Below are 24778 nucleotides of genomic sequence, written 5' to 3' on the forward strand. Positions count from 1 at the left end.
TATTACATGAAGTTCTATAGAATACTTTTACTACTGGCATTGCTTTTAGCTAGTAATACACAATTTGCGCAAGACACTGAAGAAGAGGACGATAAACTATCTTTAGACGAAGGACCTATCAGTAATCAGTTTGATTATATCGCGAAGCGTTCAGGAAATTATAGAGCTGACGGTATTAGATATGAAGTGGTAAAAGAAACTAATCTATTTAAGATTCGTAAGAATGTTTTAGATTCTATAGCTGCCATGAATAAAAAAACCGGCGAGCTTAAGGCAACAATTGCAGAACACGAAACTACTATTACATCTTTAAATAATAAGTTAGAGGAAACGACAACTAATTTAGGTGCAGTAACCGAAGAAAAAGATAGTATGTTTTTTCTAGGTCTACCCGTTTCTAAAGGAACATATAATTTTGTTCTTTGGACGATTATTGGCGGATTGTTTCTAACTCTTGGTTTGTTCATCTATAAATTTAGAAATAGTAATATTTTGACGCAAGAAGCAAAACAAAATCTTTCTGAACTAGAGGTTGAATACGAAGATCATAGAAGAAGATCTCTAGAGCGCGAGCAAAAAGTTAGTAGGCAACTACAAGATGAGATAAATAAACAGAAGAAAACTAAATAATTAAAAGCTCCTTAACGGAGCTTTTTTTTGATATGAAAAGTATACGAAGAATTACAGCAACCGAGATTACCGATATAATTCCTCTTTTTGATGGGTACCGGGTATTTTATAAAATGGAATCAGATACCGATGCTGCCGCCAAATTTTTAAATGATAGAATTACAAAAGAAGAATCTATCATATTCGCAGCATATGAAGGCAACAAGGCTATTGGTTTTGTACAGCTGTATTACACCTTCTCTTCTGTCAGCCTACAAAAATCTCTTGTTCTAAATGATTTGTTTGTTGATGCTAATTACCGAGGAGCGTCTGTTGGAGAACAATTACTGCTGAAAGCACAAGAATTTTGTAAGAAGAATAATTTCAAAGGACTCGCATTAGAAACCGCCATTGACAATCCGGCGCAAAAATTATATGAGAAATCAGGATGGGTGAAAGATTACCACGCTTTTCATTACTTTTGGCAGGTTAAATGATGATGCAAATTCAAAAGATGCGAATAGATATTATTACCGTATTACCAGAGTTACTTACCAGCCCGTTTGAAGCTTCTATATTAAAGAGAGCTATAGAAAAAGGATTGGTAGAAGTCCACTTTCACAATCTTAGAGATTATACCGAAACGAAATACCGAAATGTTGATGATTATCAATTTGGTGGCGGAGCGGGTATGGTGCTTATGATTGAACCAATAGATAAATGTATTACCGATCTAAAATCGCAACGCGAATATGACGAGGTTATATATATGACTCCCGATGGTACTACCTTGAACCAAAAAATAGCCAATACCATGTCATTGGCAGAAAACATCATTATTCTCTGTGGTCATTACAAAGGTGTTGACCAGCGTGTAAGAGATGCTTTTATTACTAAAGAAATATCTATTGGTGATTATGTGCTTTCTGGCGGAGAATTAGGCGCTGCCGTGCTTTGCGATGCTGTTATTAGATTATTACCAGGAGTATTGAACGATGAAACTTCTGCCCTAACAGATACTTTTCAAGACGGATTATTAGCACCGCCTGTATATACGAGACCTGCAGAATACAAAGGTATGAACGTACCCGAAATTCTATTAAGCGGTAACTTCGGTAAGATTGAAGAATGGCGAGAAGATAAGGCGTACGAACGTACAGAAAAACTACGACCGGACTTACTTGAGTAGCCTAATTTTGAATATTAAAGAAAAACCACATAAATGCTTGTGTGTTTTAATTTAAATATTATTTTTGCACCCTGTTAGAACAACCTCTGACGATAATCGTGAATGTTGCTTTAATTTAATTCCAATTAACTATACAATGGAATCATTAATAAAATTTGTACAAGACGAGTTCGTAACTAAAAAAGAATTTCCAAAATTTTCTTCTGGTGACACAATCACTGTGTACTACGAAATTAAGGAAGGTGAAAAAACGAGAACTCAGTTCTTTAAAGGAGTTGTAATACAACGTAGAGGTTCTGGTTCAACAGAAACTTTTACTATCCGTAAAATGTCAGGTACTGTTGGTGTTGAGCGTATCTTCCCAATTAACTTACCTGCACTTCAAAAAATCGAAGTTAACAAACGTGGTAAAGTACGTAGATCTAGAATTTACTATTTCCGTGAATTAACTGGTAAGAAAGCTAGAATTAAAGAGATAAGAGGATAAATTTCTCTTCCTAAATAACACAAAGCACCGTTTCATTTTGATACGGTGCTTTTTTTATGAACAAAAGTTAACAACCCTTGTTCATAATGTGTTGATTAATAAAAGTTTACAAAAATAAGGTTTGAATTACTTTTTTTTGTAAATTAGGGTGTGGATAAGAAATGAAAATGAGAAATTATTCATTTTGTCGCCACTACGAAGTTTACGTTCTATCGTATTATTGTTTGACCGATTCATTTAATGATAATTAAATGAGGTAAATTTTAAGCTTATTTGCTGTCGCTCATAAAACTTAAAATTAATTGAATTTTAAAAAAACTATATACTAGGTTTTTAATCTTTAATGAAGACAATAAAAAAGAAATGATGTATAGATGTTAGGTTACGTACCTGAGAATCGAAAAACATTTTAAACGTTGAATTAGTGAAGCGGGTGCAATCAAGGGTTGCCGTTTTAATGAAAAATTAGAACAAACTGTCCGTAAACTTTTTCTAAAAAGCCATATCATTGTATGCGTACATTGATATGGCTTTTGTTATTTAACAAATCTTCCTTCTTAGTCTTAAATATAAAGGCCACTCCCCGCTTTCAAACTTTTAGAAAATCGTATATTTGTTCCGCTTAAATTAAAACAAACCGCAAATGTCCAAAATTTTTTATACCAAAACAGACGAAGCGCCTGCATTGGCTACAGCGTCTTTTTTACCGATCGTAAAAGCGTTCACAAAATCATCAGGAATTGAAATTGAAACTAAAGATATCTCTTTAGCCGGCAGAATAGCCGCAACTTTTCCCGAGTTTTTAACGACAGAACAGCAGGTTTCCAACGATTTGGAAGAATTGGGGAATATGGCAAAACAGCCAGAAGCGAACATTATCAAACTACCTAACATCAGTGCTTCTGTTCCTCAATTGAACGAAGCTATAAAAGAATTACAGTCTAAAGGTTATAAATTACCTAGCTACCCAGATGAGCCTAAGAATGATGAGGAGAAAGAAATTAAGGCGAAATACGATAAGATAAAAGGTAGCGCAGTAAACCCGGTACTTCGTGAAGGTAACTCTGACCGTAGAGCACCTAGAGCCGTAAAGAATTACGCAAAACAGAATCCGCACAGTATGGGTGCCTGGAGCTCTAGCTCTAAAACTCATGTAGCAACGATGGGTGATGGTGATTTTCAAGCTAATGAAAAATCATTGACCTTGAACGATGCCACAGCTGTACAAATAAAATTAGTTTCAGAAGACTCTGAAACTATCTTAAAAGATAAATTAGCTTTATTAAAGGGTGAAATTATTGACGCCACAGTAATGAGCAAAACAGCTTTACTTGATTTTTTACGAAAAGAAATTAAAGATGCTAAAGACCAAGGAGTTCTTTTTTCTGTGCACTTAAAAGCTACAATGATGAAAGTTTCTGATCCAATTATTTTTGGACTAGTCGTTGAAACTTTCTTAAAATCGGTTTTTGATAAATACGCCGACACATTTGATAAATTAGGCATAAGCCCCAATGATGGTTTAGCTAGTTTATATCAGAAAATTGAAGAGCTTCCTGCGAGTGAAAAAGATGCTATCAAAAAAGATTTAGATGCAGCACTTGAGAACGGACCTGATTTGGCTATGGTAAATTCTGATAAAGGAATTACCAACCTTCATGTACCTAGCGATATTATTATTGACGCTTCTATGCCAGCTATGATTAGAAATTCTGGTCAAATGTGGAATAAAGAAGGAAAAGCTCAAGATACAAAAGCGGTTATACCAGATAGCAGCTATGCTGGTATTTACTCAGCCACTATAGATTTCTGTAAGGAACACGGTGCTTTTGACCCTACAACTATGGGTACGGTACCGAATGTTGGTCTTATGGCTCAAAAAGCTGAGGAATACGGATCTCATGATAAGACTTTTGAAATTAAAAAAAGCGGAAAAGTTCAAGTTATAGACCAAGAAACTGGTAAGGTTTTGATTGAGCACCCAGTAAGCGAGGGTGATATTTGGCGTATGTGCCAAGTAAAAGATGCTCCTATTCAAGACTGGGTAAAATTAGCTGTATCAAGAGCTAAGGCTACTAATGATCCTACTATATTTTGGTTAGATAAAAATAGAGCACACGATGCCGAGCTGATCAAAAAAGTAAATACTTACCTAGCTCAAGAAGATACTAAAGGTTTAGACATTCAAATAATGTCACCTCTTAAGGCTACTGAGTTTACTTTAAAAAGAATGAAAGCTGGTAAGGATACTATTTCGGTATCTGGTAACGTATTACGTGATTACCTAACTGACTTATTTCCTATTTTAGAAGTAGGTACTAGTGCAAAAATGTTGTCGATCGTTCCTTTAATGAATGGAGGCGGACTTTTTGAAACAGGTGCAGGCGGTTCTGCTCCAAAACACGTAGAGCAATTTATAGAAGAAGGTCATCTTCGATGGGATTCTTTAGGTGAGTTTTTAGCTCTAGGGGTTTCGTTAGAATTCTACGGTGAAAAGAATTCAAATGCTGCAGCAAAAGTTCTAGGTGATACCTTAGATAGCGCTACTGAAAAGTTCTTACTGAACGATAAGTCACCTTCTAGAAAGGTAAAAGAGATTGATACAAGAGGTAGTCACTTCTTCTTAGCTAAATATTGGGCTGAAGCATTAGCTTTACAAGATGACAATGCCGAATTGAAATCGATATTTTCAAAAGTTAGTACTGAAATTAATGAAAATGAATCTCAGATTCTTACTGAATTAATCAATGCTCAAGGTTCTAAACAAGATATTGGCGGTTATTATAAACCAGACTCAATTCTAGTTGAAAAAGCTATGAGACCAAGCACAACCTTAAATGGTATTTTAGACTCCATTTAATTATACAAATTGAATTAAGAAATACCCTCAATGAAAGTTGAGGGTATTTTTTTTGACCATTAATTAGTTGTAGGAGTATCCCCTATTTCTAAGTATTTTTACAAAAAAAAATTGATGAATAGATATTTACCATTTATTCTTATATCGCTGCTATGCTTCTCTTTTTCATCATGGGGTCAACAAAAGTTTACTTTAAGTGGCTCTATAGCTGAATCTAGCAGTAACGAAACACTTATTGGAGTTACTGTTGCCATACCTGAATTAAGCACTGGTGTTACTACTAATGAGTATGGTTTTTACTCCATTACATTACCAGAAGGCACATACACTATTCTAATTAGTTATTTAGGTTTTGAAGATATTCTACAAGAAATAACCCTTACCGAAAATAGGCGTATCGATTATTCACTTGAAGAAGAAGCTGAACAGTTAGAAGAAGTTGTCGTTACCGAGAATGTGGAAAAGATGGATATTAGAAAACCACAAATGAGCGTTAATACACTATCGGTTGGTACCATTAAAAAAATACCGGTAATTCTTGGTGAAGCTGATGTTATTAAATCTATTCTGTTGCTTCCTGGGGTTACAAATGCAGGTGAAGGTGCTTCCGGTTTTAATGTTCGTGGTGGTGCTGCTGATCAAAACCTTATTCTATTAGATGAAGCTATTATCTTTAATTCATCACACTTGTTCGGCTTCTTTTCTGTGTTTAATCCTGATGCTATAAAAGATGTAAAACTCTACAAAGGTGGTATTCCCGCGCGTTACGGTGGTAGAGTTTCTTCTGTTCTAGATATTTTTCAAAAAGAAGGAAATAGTAAGGAGTTTAAAATGAATGGTGGTATTGGTGCCGTGGCGAGTCGACTTTTGATCGAAGGTCCTATAAAAAAAGATAAAGCCGCTTTTCTTATTGGCGGTAGAGCTTCGTACGCTCATCTTTTTCTACCTCTTTTTGATGTGGACAATACTGCTTATTTCTATGATCTGAACACCAAATTAAACTACAGATTAAACGATAAGAATAATATTTTTCTGTCCGGTTATTTTGGTCGAGATGTGTTCGGCATCAATGATAGCTTCGTAAACACCTACGGTAATACCGTTGGTAATTTCAGATGGAACCATTTGTTCTCTGACAAACTTTTCTCTAACCTATCGCTAATTTACTCTGATTACTATTACGGATTGAAATTAGATTTTGTAGGATTCAACTGGAATTCAGGCATCAGAAATTTCAATGTTAAATACGATTTAAAACACTACGCTACCGATAAGTTACAGGTAAATTACGGAGTGAATAATGTGTATTATCAGTTTAATCCTGGTAAAATAGAACCAAGTAATGCCGAATCAGGAATTGTTGAAGAACAGCTAATTCAGAAATACGCCAACGAATTTGCAGCCTATGTAGATTTTGAACACCGAGTTACCGATAATTTAAGCCTAGGTTACGGTTTACGTTTTAGCCACTTTATGAGACTTGGTCAAGATGAACTGAATGTCTATGCCAATAACAATCCTGTTGAGTTCGATCCTTTTTTGCTGATCTATAAAGAGGCCGAACCTATTGATGTCATAAACCCTGGTAGAGGAACCACAATATCAAACTTTAGTAACTTTGAGCCAAGAGCATCTTTATCTTACACCTTAAATGAGACCAGCTCAATAAAAGCTAGCTATACAAGACTGGCTCAGTATTTACACCTACTTTCGAACACAAGCTCCCCTACTCCTTTAGATGTTTGGACACCAAGCGGACCGTTTACCAAACCTCAATTATTGGATCAATATGCCTTCGGATACTTTAAAAATTTAAAGGACGGTGATTACTCCGTTGAAACTGAGGTTTTCTATAAAGATGTTCAAAACAGAATAGATTACATTGACGGGGCTAATTTAATTGCGAACAATGCCATTGAGCAAGTAATTTTAAATGGAGAAGCTCGCGCTTACGGTTTGGAGTTTTTGTTGCGTAAAAATGAGGGTAAATTACAAGGTTGGCTAGCATATACATTATCTAAATCTGAGCAACGTACGCCTGGTAGGGCATCTACAGCAGATGACGGTCGAAGTAATTTAGAATCAGGTATTAACTTTGGCAATTGGTATAACACGCCTTACGACAAAACGCATGATGTGTCTTTGTTCGTGAATTATGATTTTAATGAAAAATGGAGTGTTAGTAGCAACTTCACCTACCAAACGGGACAGCCGACCAACTACCCTATTGGTCAATTTCAATTTCAAGATTTAACAGTACCCTATTATGGTCTTCGAAACACTCAAAGACTGCCAGCGTATAATCGTCTTGATTTGTCCGCAACATTAACACCCAAAAAGAATAAGAATAAAAAAATAAAAGGAGAATGGGTATTTAGCCTTTACAATGTATATAACAGAAGAAATGCAGCCTCTATTAGCTTCAGACAAAATGATGATACTGGTGTCAACGAAGCTGTGCGTACTTCAATTTTTGGTATTGTACCTGCTGTTACCTACAACTTTAAATTATAAGCTATGAAACGTTATTTGTTATTATTATTAACTGTTACGTCTTTCATTTCTTGCGAAAACGTAATCGATGTAGAGCTTCCTGAAAACGAAACTAGACTTATCGTAAACGGAGTTATAAGAGTTGATGAAACACAAGAGTATCTACCTATAGAAATAATGGTTTCACAAAGTAGTTCTTTCTTTGATGAGAACACTATTGCTTCATTAAAAAGCGTTACTATATATTACGGAACCCCTAGAGAAGATGCTCCTGAGATATTAGAAGGTGGTGGTATATCAAACTTAGCAGAAGTTGAAGTAGGTAGTGGAAAATGGGTGCCTGATCCTTCTTTTGATAGTGATCAGCGAATTAGAGTTAGTAGCATTAACGAGGGTGATGTGTTTCAGTTGATTCTTGAAACAGAAGAAGAGCGTTATTTCGCAACAACAACTTACGTGAAATCGGTACCAATAGACTCGCTGGTTCAAGGTGATGAGACTCTCTTTTCAGGTGATGAAACAGAGGTCATCGTAACTTTTACAGACCCTGACGAAAGTGATGATTTTTATCTTTTAGATTTAGATTTCGGAGAATTTCTGGTAACCGAAGATGAATTTTACCAAGGTCAAACTTTTGTGTTTTCATACTTTTATGACAATGATTTAGAACTAGATACAAGCTCAGTGGTCGATATCAGCCTTTTAGGAGTAGATGAATCATTTTATAATTACATGAACCAAATTATTGTTCAGTCTGGTGGTGACCAAGGTCCATTTCAAACGCCAGCAGCAACGGTACGCGGCAATATTATAAATATTACAGGTATCGATAATAACGAGGTTTTTGATAATGTAGAAAGATCAGATAATTTTGCCTTGGGTTATTTTGCAATAATTGAGGAATACAAGGATAGTATAACAATTACAAACGATGAGACGAACTGATAAAGACATGCTGGTAACCGGCTTAAAACGCCTAGCCATAACAGTGGTATTAATGTTTACAGCGCCTATAGTATTGTATCAAGCATTTAAAAATCAAGAGAACTTTTTGTTCTGGCCTGTTTGTATTGTTGGGATAATTCTGGCATTCTTCGCCGTTAGAACAGGCTTTAAAGGTATAATGACAATAATGGATTCTATGTTCGGTAAGAAACCAAAATCATCTTAATCTTTAGGTACTTTTGTAGTTCTCTTCCATTTATTATACAACTTATCATAATCATAATCGAGAACCGTTTCTTGCCTTTCTAGCTTACCTTTAGAAAAAGCTCGCTGTAATATATCTTCTATTAAATAATCTTCTTCTATTAAATCAGGATGAAATTCTTCCTTTATACTAATACTAAAAAGCTTCGCTGTAGTATTGTACCAAAAGGCACGCCAACCATTACGTAAGTCTTTAACCAAATCAAAAGCAGTTGTACCTGTTTGTCTGTAAATTAACTTCACTAGAATTTGACCTTCGGTACGTGTCAATTTTTTCAATTCTTCAGAAAACTCCTCTTCAATAAACTTCTGTACTTTTTTGGTGTATTTCTTTCGCTTTCTATTATTCTTCATATCAGCCAAACTATCGTTTAACTCTACCAGACGTTCAGCAGCCATCTTTGCATACGGATATACCTTCTGCGTTTTTCTGCGCAAAATGTAATACCGCAATTTATCATCATAAGATGAAAACTTAAGCTTACCGAAAACATAAGCCTCTTCTAAAGCAATTGAACTTTGCACCAGAGAATCACCAGCAACAATAATCATCTTTTCTGTAATAGAATCAAGTTCTTGTTCTGCAACTTGGGCATTACAAATAGAAATACCGTTGAAGAGTAAAAAAAGAAGTAAAAAGTTATATTTCATTACCATGAGCTAAACAAAAGTCTTGCCAAAATTAACGATTATTAAAGAAGGTTATTATTAATACAACGCTAATATTGTTAAGTTTGTATCTTAAACTTACATTGATGGCTGATAAAAAAATAATTACCAAAAAGTCTCAAGACTTTTTTGAAAAATACTTGAATAATGCTGCCCCAACAGGATATGAGTGGGAAGGGCAAAAAATATGGATGGATTACCTAAAACCTTACGTAGATACATTCATTACCGATACCTATGGTACTGCAGTAGGCGTTATCAATCCTGATGCTAAATACAAAGTAGTTATTGAAGGGCATTCTGATGAAATTTCATGGTACGTAAACTACATTACCGACAACGGTTTAATTCATGTTATTAGAAATGGTGGTAGTGACCATCAAATAGCTCCATCTAAATGGGTAAATATCCATACAAGTAAAGGTATTGTAAAAGGTATTTTTGGCTGGCCGGCAATACATACTAGAAAGGGACCTAAAGAGGAAACTCCAAAAATTGAGAATATTACTGTTGATGTTGGCGCCACAAATAAGGAAGAAGTAGAAAAATTAGGGGTTCATGTAGGATGTGTAATCACTTACCCAGATGAGTTTCAAATTCTTAACAAGAACAAATATGTTTGTAGAGCGATAGATAATCGTGCTGGCGGATTTATGATTGCCGAAGTTGCGCGTTTATTGCACGAGAACAAGGTGAAATTGCCTTTCGGACTTTACATTACCAACTCCGTTCAAGAAGAGATCGGTCTACGTGGTGCAGAGATGATTACCCAGACCATAAAGCCAAATGTAGCCATAGTAACAGATGTTTGTCACGACACTACTACACCAATGATTAATAAGGCTATACAAGGTCATACAGAAATTGGTGCTGGACCTGTAATTTCTTATGCCCCAGCGGTACAGAATAAATTACGTGAACGTATCATTAAAACCGCAGAAGATAATAAGATACCATTTCAAAGAATGGCTGCATCTAGATCCACAGGTACAGATACCGATGCTTTTGCCTACAGTAATGGCGGCGTTGCTTCAGCGCTAATTTCTTTACCATTACGTTACATGCATACAACAGTAGAAACGGTTCATAAAGATGATGTAGAAAATGTAATTCGTTTAATTTACGAAACACTCTTAACAATTAAAGACGGAGAAACTTTTAGCTACTTCGATTAAATTTATAAAATCCCTCTTTCATCGGAGGGATTTTTTTGTGCTATGGATGAAATAATAGACATTTTAGATGCTGACGGTAACATGACGAATACCACCGCCATGAAGTCTGAAGCGCATAAAAATGGATGGTTTCATCAAACCGTTCATATTTGGTTCTATACTTCGGATGGAAAAATTTTACTGCAGCAACGCGGGAAAGATAAAGATGTTTATCCGCTATTATGGGATGTATCTGTTGCTGGACATATTGGTGCAGGCGAATCAATACTAACATCCGCAGTGCGTGAAATACAAGAAGAAATAGGATTGTGTATAGCTCCTTCTGACTTAGAGAAAATAGGAATATTCAAATCCGTCAAAAATCATTCTGGAACTTTGAAAGATTATGAATTTCATCACACGTTTATAACCGAACTAAAATCACCATTTAGCGCATTGCAAAAACAGGATAGTGAAGTTGAAGCCTTAAAACTAGAATCTATAAAACATTTTAGCAAGGCACTAAGGGACACTTCAAACTACAAATATGTACCTCATGACACTTCTTATTATGAAACTATACTTGAAGAAATATCAAATAGATTAAATAGCATTTAGAAAGTAATATTTCAGAAAGGAAAAAGAATTAATTAAAATCCGGATTCTTCAGCCATCTTAACTACACCTACGGTTAAGATTAAATTAGCGAAACGACGCTGCTCGCCAGTCTGTATAATTAAGGTCGTATTTTGGTCTCTTATTTTATCATAAAAAGCCCAACGTTCCATTTCATCCCAAGTTACATCTCCAAGCAAATTTTTATAGGCATCATGAATTTCTGCATTAGCTTCTGCAGGCTTTTCCATTACTATAGCACCTTGTACAGGACAAACTTCTAATATACCTTCTAACACAGTAAGTGCATCTAACAATCCCGGACGAAAATTTAAATGTACCGTTGTAGAATTAGGTCCTTTCATTGCACCTACTGGTAAATTACCATCTGCAATAACCACTTGCGCAAAATGACCTGAGCGCCCAAGCGCTTCCATAATTGTAGGGTGTATAACCGGAGTCTTAAGCATAATTATATTTTAAGAAGTATGAGAATTAAAAACTAGTCACCCTAAAGCGACTAGTTTTACAATGATTTTATCGAATATTACATGTTGTAAACTCCGCCATTTATATCAAGCGTAGCTCCAGTAATAAAGCCATCATATTCAGAGGCTAAATACAACACAGCTCTGGCAACATCATCTGCATTACCAGCTCTTTGAATAGGAATACCTTTTGTAGTTTCTGCTGCAGATTCTTTGGTGGTATGTGTATTGTGAAATGAGGTACCTAATATAAGTCCTGGTGCAACTGCATTAACTCTTGTTCCCTGAGGTCCCAATTCTGATGCAAGTGCCCTTGTATAGGTTAAAATAGCTCCTTTACTGGTAGAGTACACCAATGATCCAGGGTGACCTCCTTTACGCCCAGCTAAAGATGCCAAGTTGACAATGCTACTATTTTCATTTTTTGCCAAATATGGTGCTGCTGCTCTTGTTACAAACATCATAGAGGTTAAATTGATATCCATAACTTTGTGCCAAAATTCAGTTTCCATTTCGTTAAGCATTTTACGCGCAACCAATGAACCTGCATTATTGATTAAGATGTTAAGACCACCTAGAGCCTCAACTGTTTTCTTTACTAATGCATTGGCGTCTTCTTCTTTTGTTAGGTCTCCACTTATTGCAATTGCCTTTAAACCCTTATCTGTTGCGTATTTTACTAATTCATTTGCAGTATCTGCACTTGAAAAATAATGAATAGCAACATTGGCGCCACTGTCGATAAAATGCTTGGTAATTGCTTCTCCAATTCCTTGAGCACCGGCTGTTATGAGTATATTTTTTCCAGATAATTTATTACTATTCGTCATAATTTTCAATTATAAATCTTGATTTCGTTTTGATTTTGCGCTATCCCTATCATACAGCCGAAAACTGCACAACCAGATTGGTTAACCAAATATAATCAAAAATGACTCAGTAAAATATTATCTGATTTTAAAGTACTTAACTTAAAAAGGTTACAAATTGAGAAACATTGTCTAAACTATACTCTTGTTGTGAGCCTTCGTTCATGTTTTTAACGATGAAAGAATTATTGTCCAACTCCTGCTCTCCTATTAAAATAACATAAGGCACATTACGATTATTGGCGTATTTCATCTGCTTTTGCATCTTAGCACTTGATGGGTAAATATCTGCTTTAACACCCGCCTTACGCAACTGACTTACAAGCTTTAAAGCGGCCATAGCTTCTTTATCCCCGAAATTGACACATAAAACTTGAAGTGATTGATCAATTGCCTCTGGGAAGAGACCTAAATCTTCTAAAACCAAATAAATACGATCAAGACCAAATGAAATACCTACTCCACTTACATTCTTTAGTCCGAAAATACCGGTAAGGTCGTCATAACGACCACCACCACCTATAGATCCCATTTTCACACCTTCTGGTGCTGCAACTTCAAAAATGGCTCCTGTATAATAATTTAGTCCGCGTGCAAGAGTTACATCAATCGATAAATTAGCAGATTGCAAACCTAAAACAGCTATCGTTTCTAAGATAAAACGAAGTTCTTCCAGTCCTTTTTTACCTTCTTCAGAATCTTTTAGAAGTGCATCTAAACGTTCTAGTTGCTCTTCATTACTACCTTGAGGTAAAAATAATGGAGATGCTTTTTCAATAGCTTCTTCAGAAATTCCTTTAGCAAGCATTTCTTTTTTAACGCCGTCCTCCCCTATTTTATCTAGTTTATCAAGTGCTACGGTAAAATCTATCAATAAATCCTTAGCTCCGATAACTTCCGCTATACCAGCTAAAATTTTTCTATTGTTCATTTTAATGGTTGCACCTTCCAATTTTAATTCGGAAAATACGGCATCATACAATTGAATTAATTCTACTTCTTGTAATAAGGAATCTGAACCAACGACATCGGCATCACATTGAAAAAACTCTCTAAACCTACCCTTTTGTGGTCTATCTGCTCTCCATACCGGCTGAATTTGATAGCGCTTGAAAGGAAAATCCAACTCGTTTTGATGCATTACTACATAACGTGCAAACGGCACTGTTAAGTCGTATCGCAATGCCTTTTCTGTAATCTTCGGTGCAATACTGTTCGAATTTTTATCAGCATAAGTGGCATCATCTACCTTGCTAAGAAAATCTCCGGAATTCAATATCTTAAAAATTAATCGATCACCTTCTTCTCCATATTTACCCAACAAGGTATCTGAATTCTCAAAAGAAGGAGTTTCTATGGGCTGAAAACCATACGTTTGAAAGTTCTTTTTTATGATATCAAAAATGTAATTACGCTTTGCAATTTCTGATGGATTAAAATCGCGAGTTCCTTTTGGTATAGATGGTTTCTGTGCCATTAATTTTTTATTGAATTACAAATATAGCCTTCAAATAAGTAAGACAATATTTCAATAGTATGAATATTAGATTTTAATTGTTTTACGCAGTACCGATTACTTTTTCGAACCACTTGTACAAATCGCCCTTGGTAATTACCGCACCTTGTTGTAGCAACAAAAACTTATCTACATTCTTATCATCGGTATACGCTTTTGCTGCGGTCAAATATTCTACGAAGTCTGATTGCCAGTTTCTTTTAAACCAGTCAAAACCAACAGGAGTAGTTAAATCAATTTCTGGATTCATCACTTTCACCGATATCAGTTTCATCTCTTTATCGGTTAAATGAAATAGGTGCATTTGCTTATCTGAAATATTCTCTAAATAAGAAACCTTGCTCAACACTCCTTCCCAAACCAAATCGCTAAAAACGTCTAGTTCTTCTTCTGCTACTTTTGGTTTATCTCTCTTAATTTCATCCCACTCATCGCCCGTAATAGATTGTGTTGCCAGAAAATTAATAAATTCTGGATGCAATTCTTCCAACTGCTCTTTTGTTAGTCTCGTATATTTCATTTTGCAAAAATAAAAAGCCCTAACATATTTGTTAGGGCTTTTACAACTTAATTTTAAAAACTTAGAAGATATATCTCAATCCTACTTGTGCTTGCCATCTAGATAACAAACTAGCATCGTACCCGAAAGTTTCTGTCAAATCAGAACTGAACGTATACGTAGGTACGTTTGTATCTGGATCTACAGATACACCAATAGGTTGCACCGCGTTAGGCTGTTGTACCAAGCCCCAATCAGAACTGATCATATTACCAATGTTCAACACATCAACACTAAATTGAATTGTATTGGTTTTTCCTTCAGATACCGTGATTTTATAATCTTGTAAGAACTTAACATCCCAACGCCCTCTCCATGGCGCTAAAGCTCCGTAACGCTCTGCATATTGACCTCTACGATCACTTAAGTAATCATCTTGAGCAATATAAGAATCAAAAGCTGCTCCTTGACCAGCACCTGAAAATTGCATCTGTCCTATTTCTGCAGATGTAGGTACATAAATTAAGTCATTGATACCAGAACCGTCACCATTAATATCACCACCATAAGTATAGTTGAATCTACCACCTTGTGCATATTCAAAGAACGTAGATAGGGTCGTTGCCCATTTACCATTACCATACTCCCAGTTTTTACTAGCCACACCAATGAATCTATGCTTATCTCCATATTTCGATGGCGCTAGTATATCTGCATTTGCATCATTTATAATTGGGTTACCTGCAAAAGCATCTGAAGTAATTTCCGCTTCAATTGAATTCACATCTTTGGCATCTAAATAACTATATGCCAGCATTGTATATAAACCATTACTGAAGTTTTTCTGTGCCTTGAAAGAAGCATTCCAAATTCTTCCTTTATTTGAATTCGTAAAAACATATGGTCCTGCACCAAAACCAAAGCTGTTCAATAAATCTCCAGCCGTATAAGTTGCTCTTGTATCAACGCCAGATAAATTACCTGATGGCGATGTTAATGCCCAGTTTTGTACGTGAGGCCCATTGATATCTTTAGTGTACGATAGATCTGCCGTAAGCACCATTCCATTATCTAAGCGTTTATCTGCACCTAAATTAGTTCTCCATACTTGTGGAAATTTGTAATCTGGATCAACTGCCTGCAAGAAAAATACATCTGGATTAGCAATTTGGTTCCCTAACCATACAAATGGAAAACGACCTGTAAACAGACCAGAACCACCACGTAACTGCAATGATTTATCTCCATTAACGTCGTAGTTAAAACCTACTCTTGGAGAAATTAACCAATCGTTAGAAGGTGTTTGTGTGTTATCTATAAAAACAGTTTCTCCCGTATTTGGGTTTTGATATGGCTGATCTGCAATTACAAAACCTCTATCAATAACATCTTGTGCCTTTTGCGCAGAGTCAAAGAATAATGGCTTATCAAAACGAACACCATAAGTTAATTTAAGCTTCTCGTTTACATTCCACTCATCTTGAACATAAAATGCCAATTGACCAACATTCGTTTCTGCCAATGCCCAACCTTCGCCATCTGGCACAGCATTGTTCGCGTTGAACGTAGCTTGTGGTCCTGCAAAATCATAAGTTGTCGCATCGAAATCAGCTAAATCTACGCTTCCAAATTTTGAAAATCCGTAAGCTGTAAGGTTAAATGAATTATCGAACATAAATTTTTCAAGAGAAAAACCTACTGTATACGTATGATCGCCTTTATAAAAATTTAAGTTGTTCGTAATTTGAAGAACTTTCTGATCAAGCTTGTTATTGGCAGAAAAGGGTTCATGACCTGCAATTATATAATTAGACCCGTCTTTGGCGATATTAATTGAAGGAGCAGGCGTAGAAAATGGATTTCTATAGTCATTAAAATGAGTATAGCCTACTTGAAGTTTATTTGAAGCCGTTTCAGACAATGTTGAGTTCAACTCAACCTGTACAGATTTAAGCTCATTGTTTTGCTCATAACCAGAATTTTGGAATTGCAATGTGTTTGCATTAGGCCCTCTAAACTGAATTGCCGTAGGGTGTGCAGGCTTCTGCTTTGAAGCATTTAAAAAGTTATAGATAACAGCTAATCTGTTGTTATCATTAATATTCCAATCTAATTTAAAAAGTCCTTTAGTAGATTCTGCATCATGCGTATAGCCAGTATATGCACCTGGATCATAACCAACCGCTAATAGCTGATCTCTAACCGCAATCAAATCACTTTCTAAAACTCTAGATTCATTAATTGCACCCGAACCAGTGTTAGGCACCCATCCATTAGTACCTAAATCTGTACGCTCATCTCTTTCAAAGTTGGCAAAGAAGAATAATTTGTTCTTTACAATTGGACCACCAATACTAACTCCGTATTGACTTTGATCTAATTTAGGTTTTACGATATCATCACCTTTGATTTTACCACCGGTCATATCTTCATTTCTGAAAAAACCGTACACCGTACCGTGAAATTCATTAGAACCACTTTTGGTAACTGCATTTACCGAAGCTCCTGTAAATCCTGATTGGGTAACATCATATGGTGCTGTAGATACTTGAATTTGCTCAATCGCATCTAAAGATATTGGTTGTGAATTTGTTTGACCCCCTGGTGTAGCTGCATCTAACCCGAAAGGGTTGTTGAAAATCGCTCCATCCAAAGAAAAGTTATTGAATTGGTCATTTCTACCTCCGAAAGAATTACCACTAGCCGTAGGCTCTAAACGTGTAAAATCTGCAGCAGAACGTGAAATAGTTGGCAGACGCGTTAATTCTCGTCTCCCTACACTTGTTTCTGCACCAGTACGGTCGCTACTAAAAGTGCCCGAACGATCTGATACTACAGTAACTTCGTCTAATGCTTGACTTTCACTTGCTAATTTAATATCAACATTGAAGGTTTGCCCTAATGACAAATTAACATCGGTAAGCTCGTAAGGTTTAAAACCTACATACGAGATTTCAACTTTGTAAGGACCACCAACACGAAGGTTTAAAAGGTTGAATCTACCATCTTCATTGGTAATTGATCCATACTTAGTACCCGTTGGGGTGTGGACAGCGACAATATTTGCGCCAAATAGTGGAAGATTTTGGTCATCCATTACTAAACCTCGAATATTAGAGGTGGTAACCTGACCGTAAGTTGCACTTACAAAAAGCAGCAACAGTACTTGAAAAAACAAGTTGTTTTTCATTTTTTATTGGTTTTGAGTTATTTATGAGTTCTTTAACAAAAATACCAATAAAAAAAGAGCTATGCAGGCATAGCTCTTTTAAATTTATCAACTTAGATAGTTAATTATTTTTGTTCCGCAATTACTTCGAAACCAAAATCAACGATCACCTCACGGTGTAATCTAATTTGTGCGTTGTAAGGTCCAGTTCTTTTAACTGCACCACCTTGAATGCTAATGAATTTTTTGTCAATTGCATGACCTTCTTTTTCAATTGCAGCAGCTAAATCACCATTAGTAACAGAACCGAATAATTTATCGGCAGTACCTGTTTTAGCAGTAATTTTTAATTCTAAAGCTTTTAATGCTTCCTCTACTTTCTTAGCAGCGTCAACAACTTTTTTATCTTTATGTGCTCTTTGCTTTAAGTTCTCAGCTAAAACTTTTTTAGCAGAAACAGTAGCCATAGCAGCTAAGCCTTGAGGTATAAGGAAATTTCTTCCGTAACCGTTCTTAACATTTACTACGTCGTCTTTAAAACCTAAATTTTGTACGTCTTCTTTTAATATAAGCTCCATGATTCTTTTCTTATTATTTTAATAAATCAGCAACATATGGCATTAACGCCAAATGACGAGCTCTTTTTACTGCTTGTGCAACTTTTCTTTGATACTTCAATGAAGTTCCAGTAAGTCTTCTAGGTAACAATTTACCTTGCTCGTTTACCAACTTCAATAAAAAATCAGCATCCTTATAATCTACGTACTTAATACCAGATTTTTTAAAACGACAATACTTCTTCTTAGTGTTGGTTTCAATGTTTAATGGAGTAAGATACCTAATCTCTCCATCTTTCTTTCCTTTTGCCTGTTGTTGTAATGTTGCCATAATACTTAAGCTTTAGCGGTTTTGTTTCTTGTTCTTCTTTTTTCTGCCCATGCAACAGCGTGCTTGTCCAACTTAACGGTCAAGAAACGCATAACACGTTCATCTCTTCTAAACTCCTGTTCGTAAGGTGTAACTACCTCACCAGTGTTAGTAAATTCAAACAAGTGGTAAAAGCCACTCTTTTTGTTTTGAATAGGATAAGCTAATTTTTTTAGCCCCCAATTCTCTTTAGCTACCATTTTGGCGCCATTGTTAATTAAGAAATCTTCGAATTTCTTAACTGTTTCCTCTATCTGAACATCAGATAGAACGGGATTCAAAATGAAAACAGTTTCGTAATGGTTCATATTATATTTGTTTTTAAAGAGTGCAAAAATAGATATTTTTTTAAAATAATTATAAGAAATACGAATATTCTTCGTTATTGAATGGTAACAACATTAAAAATTAATCCAAATCTTAAACATATCATCATTACCAATTACACGATCAACAGTGCATTGTTCACATCTTTTGTTGCAGTTCAGCATGTTTTTTCGGTTCTTTGTCGATGATTTAACCCCACAAATCAACCCTTATGAAGTTAAGAAGTATCATCGTTGACGACTCATCTATGCAAAGGATGGCCGTTGCCAAGTTGGTAAACAATCATCCGAATTTGACTATGGTAGCTGAATACAGTAATGCTATCGAGGCTAAAAACGGAATCAAGAACCATGAGATAGATCTTATATTTCTTGATGTTGAGATGCCAATTATCACAGGATTTGACCTACTCGAGTCCCTAGAAAACAGTCCTCAGGTAATTTTGATTACCGGTAAACCAGATTATGCGCTTAAAGCATTTGACTATGACGTAACGGATTATTTACATAAACCGATTACCATGGCACGTTTTGACGCATCTGTTAAAAGAGCTGTTGCGAACTACGAACAATTGCACAGAGTCAATGAAGACGAAGAGCACATTTTCGTGAAAAGTAACCTGAAGAAAAGAAAGGTTATTTTAAATGATATTAAGTGGATTGAAGCACTTGGTGACTACATAAAACTAGTAACTGATGAAGCTAATATCGTAATCTTATCAACAATGAAGTCTTTTGAAAAGCAATTGCCAGAAGATAAGTTTTTAAGAATTCACAAATCATACATCATCAACCTTGAAAAGGTTGAAAAATTCAACAGTAAAAACGTTGAAGTTAGCGGTAGATCAATACCTCTAAGTAGAAATAAAAAGACAGAACTAGCCGAAGCGCTAAGTAACGTATAATATATGGTATAATTTTACTTTCAAAAAAGACCGCTACTTAGCGGTCTTTTTTAGTTTATATATGGTCTACATTATAAATGACTCTAACACTTCTGTACATTGCCACCGCTTTAAACGATTTTTCTATTCGCCTAATATTTGCTTTTGTCTGCGCCAATGAATGTGCTTTCTGAACTTTAATTACGATATGTTTTAAATACTGATTTCTAATTCTCGCCACTGGCGGATATTCAGGCCCTAAAACAGTACCACCAAAATTAGTACGTAATGCCCCTGCAAACCAATCTGCAGCTTCATTCAGCACATTGTAATTTTTATGTTTAAACGTTACCTTAATAATTCTATTTACCGGCGGATATTTAAATTGCTCTCTTTCATACAGCTGCTCGGTATACATACCCTCATAATCACTAGTAGTTACTTGTTTTAATATCTGATGATACGGATTATAAGTTTGAATAATAACACGACCTCTTTTTTTGGTTCGCCCAGCCCTACCCGATACTTGCGTTAATAATTGATAGGTTCTTTCATGAGCGCGATAATCAGGAAAGTTTAGTAATGAATCTGCATTCATAACTCCCACCAAATTCACATTTCGAAAATCGAGACCTTTAGTAATCATTTGTGTACCTACCAAAATATCTAACTCGTGTTGCTCGAAAGCAGTAATTATCTTCTCATAACCGTGTTTGCCCCGAGTAGTATCTAAATCCATTCGACCAACCTTAGCTTCTGGAAATAATGCTGAAACCTCTTTTTCTATTTGCTCGGTACCAAAACCTTTGGTATCTAAATCTGGACTGCCGCATGCAAAACAAATTTCTGGCAATGCCGTATGATGACCACAGTAATGGCAACGTAATTGATTTCTATATTGATGATACGTTAAACTTACATCACAATTTGGGCATTGTGGCGTATGACCACATGTTAAACATTCCATTAATGGTGCAAAACCACGTCTATTCTGAAAAAGTATGATTTGCGCACCTTCTTTTAAGGTTTCTTCCATTTCCATAAAAAGACGCTCAGAAAAATGACCCTTCATCTTTCTTTTTCTAGAAGCTTCTTTAATATCTACCAACTCCATTTCTGGCATTAGCACATTACCATAACGTCTTGTTATTTCTGCATAACCATATTTACCCGTTTGCACATTGTAATAACTTTCTACACTTGGTGTTGCCGAACCTAATAGAATAGTTGCCTTATGTAAATGACCTAATACTATTGCAGCATCTCTAGCGTGATATCTTGGTGCCGGATCAAATTGTTTAAAAGAACTCTCGTGTTCCTCATCTACAATGACCAACCCTAACTTACTAAAAGGCAGATACATTGCCGAACGCGCACCTATTACCAATTGTGCTTTAGGTTTTGCCTGTAACACGTTTTGCCAAACTTCTACACGTTCTTGAACATTATATTTAGAATGGTAAATAGCAATTTTTTCACCAAAATACTCTTGCAGCCTACCTATAAGTTGTGTGGTTAAGGCTATTTCTGGCAATAAATACAATGCCTGCAACCCCTTTTCAAGACATTCTTCTATTAGTTTTACATACACTTCAGTTTTACCCGAAGATGTCACCCCTTTTAATAAGGTAACTTTATTGGCTGCAAAAGAAGCTTTTATATCTAGTAAGGCTGTTTCTTGATATTCATTTAAATCTTTAGTGTCAGAATTATCTGGATCACCATCATAATTGACCCTATCGGTCTTAATAAAATACTCCTCTAAAATTCCCTTATCGACTAGTGATTTTATTACCGCTTTAGAGGTGTTGCTAGATTTTTCAAGTTCAGAAACCTTTATCGGATTTTGACTTTTTCCCTGTAATTGAAATAAGGACAGTACTACTTGACTTTGCTTGGGCGCTCTGGTAAGTGAATTTAATAATTCTTCTAATTTTTCATCGGATGTATGTTCTGCTCCCAATTTAACATACCGAACCAACTTTGGTTTGTATTGATCATATACTTCTTCTTTTAAAACAATTACTTTTTTCTCTAATAATCGTTGAAGAATAGGTAATACATTTTTACGGTCTATTATAGCAGAAACTTCTTGAACCTTTAGTATAGCTTGATGTTGTAACGCTTCAAACACCAAAAACTCATCGTCTAAAAGTTTATTTTCATCTATTTCGTATTCCGTATTTCTAAGAACTAAGGTTTCACTTTCTAATAAAAAGGCACTAGGTAGCGCACTGCGTACCACTTCACCCAAGGTACACATGTAATAAGAAGCTATCCATTCCCAATGTTTAAGCTGGGGCTCATTTACAATAGGGTATTCATCTAATAACTCATGAATTTCTTTTGCCTCATAGACTTCTGGCGGATTATTATGAATGCTTTGAACTAACCCTGTATATATTTTAGATTTACCAAATGGTACCGCAACACGCATACCTGGTTTCAGCAATGCCGCCTCTTCTTCAGTTACACTGTACGTAAAACTTTTCTCAAGCGGAATTGGTAATATTACATTAATAAAGTTTGCCATAGTTATCCCTCCACACGTATCCAGGTTTGGGTTCTGTAGATAAATGCCAAATACCCGCGCACTTTTAACTCATCTGCATTTTCTGGATTCAACCATATCTTAAAACGAAAAGTCATCGCTTGTTCTGGATCAAATAATCGTTTACCCTTCCATTCACCATCATCATGTAACTCACCGTCGGTAATAATTTCCATACCGGTTACGGGCTTATCTTTTAATTCTCCATCACATTTATCACAAATCCTTCCTTCTTGCCCTTCTTCCAAAATCTTAATGACCTTGCCATACATTTTTCCTTCTTTCTTATAAATTTCAATTACACCTTTTGGCAAACCTGTGCGGTCATCAATTGTTTTCCACTTACCAAAAACGGACTGAGCAGAAATGCTCATTGTAATAAATACCGTGAATAGAATAGTTAACTGTATGCTCTTATTTATCATTCTTTTTTGTGATTTTACGTAATGTATTCAACGATGCGTTCAGCTCGAACCCAAGTAGCAATATATTAGAATTTAACCATATGTAGACCATTAAAATTAATAATCCTCCTAACGCCCCATATAATTCATTGTACCTAGCGAACTTTTCAACATATATACCGAAGAGATATGATGTTAATAAAAACAAGGTAGTAGTCATTAGGGCTCCAAAAGAAAAAAACTTTGCTTGCTTACCTTCTCTCGTTCCAAAATAATAAAGTATTGCAGTAGTAAAATAAGATAGAATTATAAAGAATAATACTTTAGCAATTTGCACACCCACTACTTCATCTTCACCTAAAATATAACCGCCTTGCTTTGCTGCAAACTCAGACAAATACCCTAAGACATAAAATTCAAAGTATATATACGCTACAAACCCTACTATAATTAATATTGCCAAAATTAAACCGACCATCAAAGCATATAAATATTGCCTAAAGAAATGTCGTGTTAAGTCGATATGATACGATGTTTCAAAACCTCCGAATATGGAATTTACACCGTTCGCAATAAGAAATATCGAAAGTAAAAATGCCGATGACAATAAGCCACCTCGTTTTTGATCTTTTATCTGTGTAAATACTTCACCAAAATAATCACCGGTGGCACTTGGTAAAAATGACTCTAAAAACAACTGGAACTGTACATCAAAATCGCCATGCTCAATACTTATATAGGACACCAAAAAAGGCACCAAAGTCACCATAAAAATGATTAATGGAAATAGTGCCATAAATAGACTAAAGGCTATAGCACTGGCTCGCGTAGACAAAGTACCTCTTAAAATACCAAGCACATACATTTCTATAAGGTCGTAAACAGAAAGTCCCTCAAAACCGGGCAGCCTGATTTGTTTTAAAAACCTGACCAACCAATTTACAATAGGAATTTTTTCTAGCTTTTCTTCGACCTCTAAAGACATCTACACTGCTTTTAAACTCAAATCTAAATTATAAACCGAATGTGTTAATGCACCCGAAGAAATATAATCTACACCGCATTCTGCATAATCTCTAATCGTTTTTTCATTTATACCGCCCGATGATTCGGTTAAACACGTATTACCAATTAATTTTACAGCTGTGCGCGTATCTTCATAGTTGAAATTATCTATCAATATTCGATACACTCCTTCTGTCTCTAAAATTTCTTTGATTTCGTCTAAGTTTCTTGCCTCAACTATAATCTTTAAATCACGACCCGTTTCTTTCAAGTAGTTTTTAGTCTTATTGATTGCTTTTGTAATTCCGCCAGCGAAATCGATATGGTTATCCTTTAGCATAATCATATCGTACAATGCGAATCTGTGATTTTCTCCACCACCAATTTTTACCGCCCACTTCTCTAGCGCACGAATACCTGGTGTTGTTTTTCTGGTATCTAGAATTTTTGTGCCAGTACCTTTCAACAGATTAACGAACATATGGGTTTTCGTCGCTATGGCACTCATTCTTTGCATTGCATTCAATACCAAACGCTCAGCTTTTAATATGCTTTGAGAACTACCTTCAACATAAAACACGATATCGCCATGACTTACCGGTGTACCGTCTTTAATCAGAACTTCTATCTTTAAACTAGGATCAACAAAATAAAATACAAGCTCAGCAAAATCTACTCCGGCAATGATTCCTTCATCTTTTACTAATAATTTTGCTTTACCAGTAGCAGTATCAGGAATGCAAGCCAACGAACTATGATCACCATCACCAACATCTTCACGAATGGCATTTGCTATGATTAATGTAATCTCTTCTTTAAATTGTTCTTCTGAAATCATATGTATTAAATCTATTG

General features: G+C 35.5%; 24 protein-coding genes. 11 read left to right on the forward strand and 13 right to left on the reverse strand.

The features are described from left to right. Positions 1-6 precede the first annotated feature (6 nt). The 8 genes from ACJJVT_RS06485 to ACJJVT_RS06520 all read left to right on the forward strand — a co-directional run bounded on the left by ACJJVT_RS06485 (position 7) and on the right by ACJJVT_RS06520 (position 8809). Positions 7-630, forward strand: a complete 624-nt coding sequence (locus ACJJVT_RS06485; RefSeq protein WP_405397356.1) for a tRNA (guanine-N1)-methyltransferase — start codon at positions 7-9, stop codon at positions 628-630. 32 nt (positions 631-662) lie between these two features. Further along, positions 663-1106: a GNAT family N-acetyltransferase gene (locus ACJJVT_RS06490; protein WP_405397358.1), complete on the forward strand. Its 444-nt coding sequence runs from the start codon at positions 663-665 to the stop codon at positions 1104-1106. Between the two features lie 17 nt (positions 1107-1123). Continuing rightward, positions 1124-1798: a tRNA (guanosine(37)-N1)-methyltransferase TrmD gene (gene trmD, locus ACJJVT_RS06495; protein ID WP_405397539.1), complete on the forward strand. Its 675-nt coding sequence runs from the start codon at positions 1124-1126 to the stop codon at positions 1796-1798. A 136-nt stretch (positions 1799-1934) separates the two neighbouring features. Next, the gene (gene rplS / locus ACJJVT_RS06500; RefSeq protein ID WP_027067287.1) at positions 1935-2285 is read left to right on the forward strand and encodes a 50S ribosomal protein L19; all 351 of its coding nucleotides are present in this window, start codon (positions 1935-1937) and stop codon (positions 2283-2285) included. 643 nt (positions 2286-2928) lie between these two features. Then, positions 2929-5145, forward strand: coding sequence for an NADP-dependent isocitrate dehydrogenase (locus tag ACJJVT_RS06505; RefSeq protein WP_405397359.1), 2217 nt, complete (start codon positions 2929-2931; stop codon positions 5143-5145). A 114-nt stretch (positions 5146-5259) separates the two neighbouring features. After that, positions 5260-7659 (forward strand): TonB-dependent receptor, encoded by a 2400-nt coding sequence (locus tag ACJJVT_RS06510; protein WP_405397361.1) that lies wholly within the window; start codon positions 5260-5262, stop codon positions 7657-7659. Positions 7660-7662: 3 nt separating this feature from the next. Next, positions 7663-8583 (forward strand): DUF4249 family protein, encoded by a 921-nt coding sequence (locus ACJJVT_RS06515; RefSeq protein WP_405397362.1) that lies wholly within the window; start codon positions 7663-7665, stop codon positions 8581-8583. Then, positions 8570-8809, forward strand: coding sequence for a DUF6095 family protein (locus ACJJVT_RS06520; RefSeq protein WP_405397364.1), 240 nt, complete (start codon positions 8570-8572; stop codon positions 8807-8809). The genes ACJJVT_RS06515 and ACJJVT_RS06520 overlap by 14 nt, the downstream gene beginning before the upstream one ends. Here the strand turns inward: ACJJVT_RS06520 and ACJJVT_RS06525 are convergent. After that, complete coding sequence (locus ACJJVT_RS06525) at positions 8806-9498, reverse strand: DUF4294 domain-containing protein (protein ID WP_405397366.1); 693 nt, start codon at positions 9496-9498, stop codon at positions 8806-8808. The two genes, ACJJVT_RS06520 and ACJJVT_RS06525, sit on opposite strands and share 4 nt — an antisense overlap. Positions 9499-9602: 104 nt before the next feature. On the opposite strand from ACJJVT_RS06525, the gene ACJJVT_RS06530 reads away from it, so the two are divergent. Both ACJJVT_RS06530 and ACJJVT_RS06535 read left to right on the forward strand, forming a co-directional pair. After that, positions 9603-10691 (forward strand): M42 family metallopeptidase, encoded by a 1089-nt coding sequence (locus tag ACJJVT_RS06530; RefSeq protein WP_405397367.1) that lies wholly within the window; start codon positions 9603-9605, stop codon positions 10689-10691. Positions 10692-10733: 42 nt separating this feature from the next. Next, positions 10734-11288 carry an NUDIX domain-containing protein gene (locus tag ACJJVT_RS06535; protein WP_405397369.1) on the forward strand — a complete coding sequence of 185 codons (555 nt, stop codon included), beginning with the start codon at positions 10734-10736 and terminating at the stop codon, positions 11286-11288. A gap of 32 nt (positions 11289-11320) precedes the next feature. Here ACJJVT_RS06535 and ACJJVT_RS06540 read toward each other — a convergent pair whose 3' ends face one another. The 8 genes from ACJJVT_RS06540 to rpsF form a co-directional block, all read right to left on the reverse strand. Beyond that, positions 11321-11755, reverse strand: coding sequence for an RbsD/FucU domain-containing protein (locus ACJJVT_RS06540; protein WP_405397371.1), 435 nt, complete (start codon positions 11753-11755; stop codon positions 11321-11323). 77 nt (positions 11756-11832) lie between these two features. After that, complete coding sequence (locus tag ACJJVT_RS06545; protein ID WP_405397373.1) at positions 11833-12603, reverse strand: SDR family NAD(P)-dependent oxidoreductase; 771 nt, start codon at positions 12601-12603, stop codon at positions 11833-11835. 136 nt (positions 12604-12739) lie between these two features. Then, complete coding sequence (gene hisS, locus ACJJVT_RS06550; RefSeq protein WP_405397375.1) at positions 12740-14119, reverse strand: histidine--tRNA ligase; 1380 nt, start codon at positions 14117-14119, stop codon at positions 12740-12742. Positions 14120-14201: 82 nt separating this feature from the next. Then, on the reverse strand, positions 14202-14678 hold the full coding sequence (locus tag ACJJVT_RS06555; protein WP_405397376.1) for a DUF6495 family protein: 477 nt from the start codon (positions 14676-14678) through the stop codon (positions 14202-14204). A gap of 61 nt (positions 14679-14739) precedes the next feature. Continuing rightward, positions 14740-17847, reverse strand: a complete 3108-nt coding sequence (locus ACJJVT_RS06560) for a carboxypeptidase regulatory-like domain-containing protein (RefSeq protein ID WP_405397377.1) — start codon at positions 17845-17847, stop codon at positions 14740-14742. 104 nt (positions 17848-17951) lie between these two features. Then, positions 17952-18404 (reverse strand): 50S ribosomal protein L9, encoded by a 453-nt coding sequence (gene rplI, locus ACJJVT_RS06565; protein ID WP_299799969.1) that lies wholly within the window; start codon positions 18402-18404, stop codon positions 17952-17954. Positions 18405-18417: 13 nt separating this feature from the next. Further along, the gene (gene rpsR / locus ACJJVT_RS06570) at positions 18418-18714 is read right to left on the reverse strand and encodes a 30S ribosomal protein S18 (RefSeq protein WP_027067300.1); all 297 of its coding nucleotides are present in this window, start codon (positions 18712-18714) and stop codon (positions 18418-18420) included. 5 nt (positions 18715-18719) lie between these two features. Continuing rightward, positions 18720-19061: a 30S ribosomal protein S6 gene (gene rpsF / locus ACJJVT_RS06575; RefSeq protein WP_027067301.1), complete on the reverse strand. Its 342-nt coding sequence runs from the start codon at positions 19059-19061 to the stop codon at positions 18720-18722. A 230-nt stretch (positions 19062-19291) separates the two neighbouring features. Here rpsF and ACJJVT_RS06580 point away from each other — a divergent pair, with 230 nt between their 5' ends. Continuing rightward, entirely contained in the window at positions 19292-19984 is a 693-nt protein-coding gene (locus tag ACJJVT_RS06580) for a LytTR family DNA-binding domain-containing protein (protein ID WP_027067302.1), read from the forward strand. A gap of 55 nt (positions 19985-20039) precedes the next feature. Here the strand turns inward: ACJJVT_RS06580 and priA are convergent, their stop codons facing one another. From priA to nadC, 4 genes are read right to left on the reverse strand one after another with little or no spacing between them, the layout of a single operon-like run. Beyond that, positions 20040-22496: a primosomal protein N' gene (gene priA / locus ACJJVT_RS06585; protein WP_405397380.1), complete on the reverse strand. Its 2457-nt coding sequence runs from the start codon at positions 22494-22496 to the stop codon at positions 20040-20042. Positions 22497-22498: 2 nt separating this feature from the next. Then, positions 22499-22939, reverse strand: coding sequence for a DUF2147 domain-containing protein (locus ACJJVT_RS06590; protein ID WP_405397381.1), 441 nt, complete (start codon positions 22937-22939; stop codon positions 22499-22501). Next, positions 22929-23903, reverse strand: a complete 975-nt coding sequence (locus ACJJVT_RS06595; protein ID WP_405397383.1) for a YihY/virulence factor BrkB family protein — start codon at positions 23901-23903, stop codon at positions 22929-22931. The genes ACJJVT_RS06590 and ACJJVT_RS06595 overlap by 11 nt, the downstream gene beginning before the upstream one ends. Beyond that, positions 23904-24761 carry a carboxylating nicotinate-nucleotide diphosphorylase gene (nadC, locus tag ACJJVT_RS06600; RefSeq protein WP_405397385.1) on the reverse strand — a complete coding sequence of 286 codons (858 nt, stop codon included), beginning with the start codon at positions 24759-24761 and terminating at the stop codon, positions 23904-23906. It lies immediately after the preceding gene. Positions 24762-24778 lie beyond the last annotated feature (17 nt).

The organism is Maribacter sp. Asnod2-G09 (genome assembly GCF_045063795.1).
In the GTDB taxonomy this organism is placed as follows: Bacteria; Bacteroidota; Bacteroidia; order Flavobacteriales; family Flavobacteriaceae; genus Maribacter.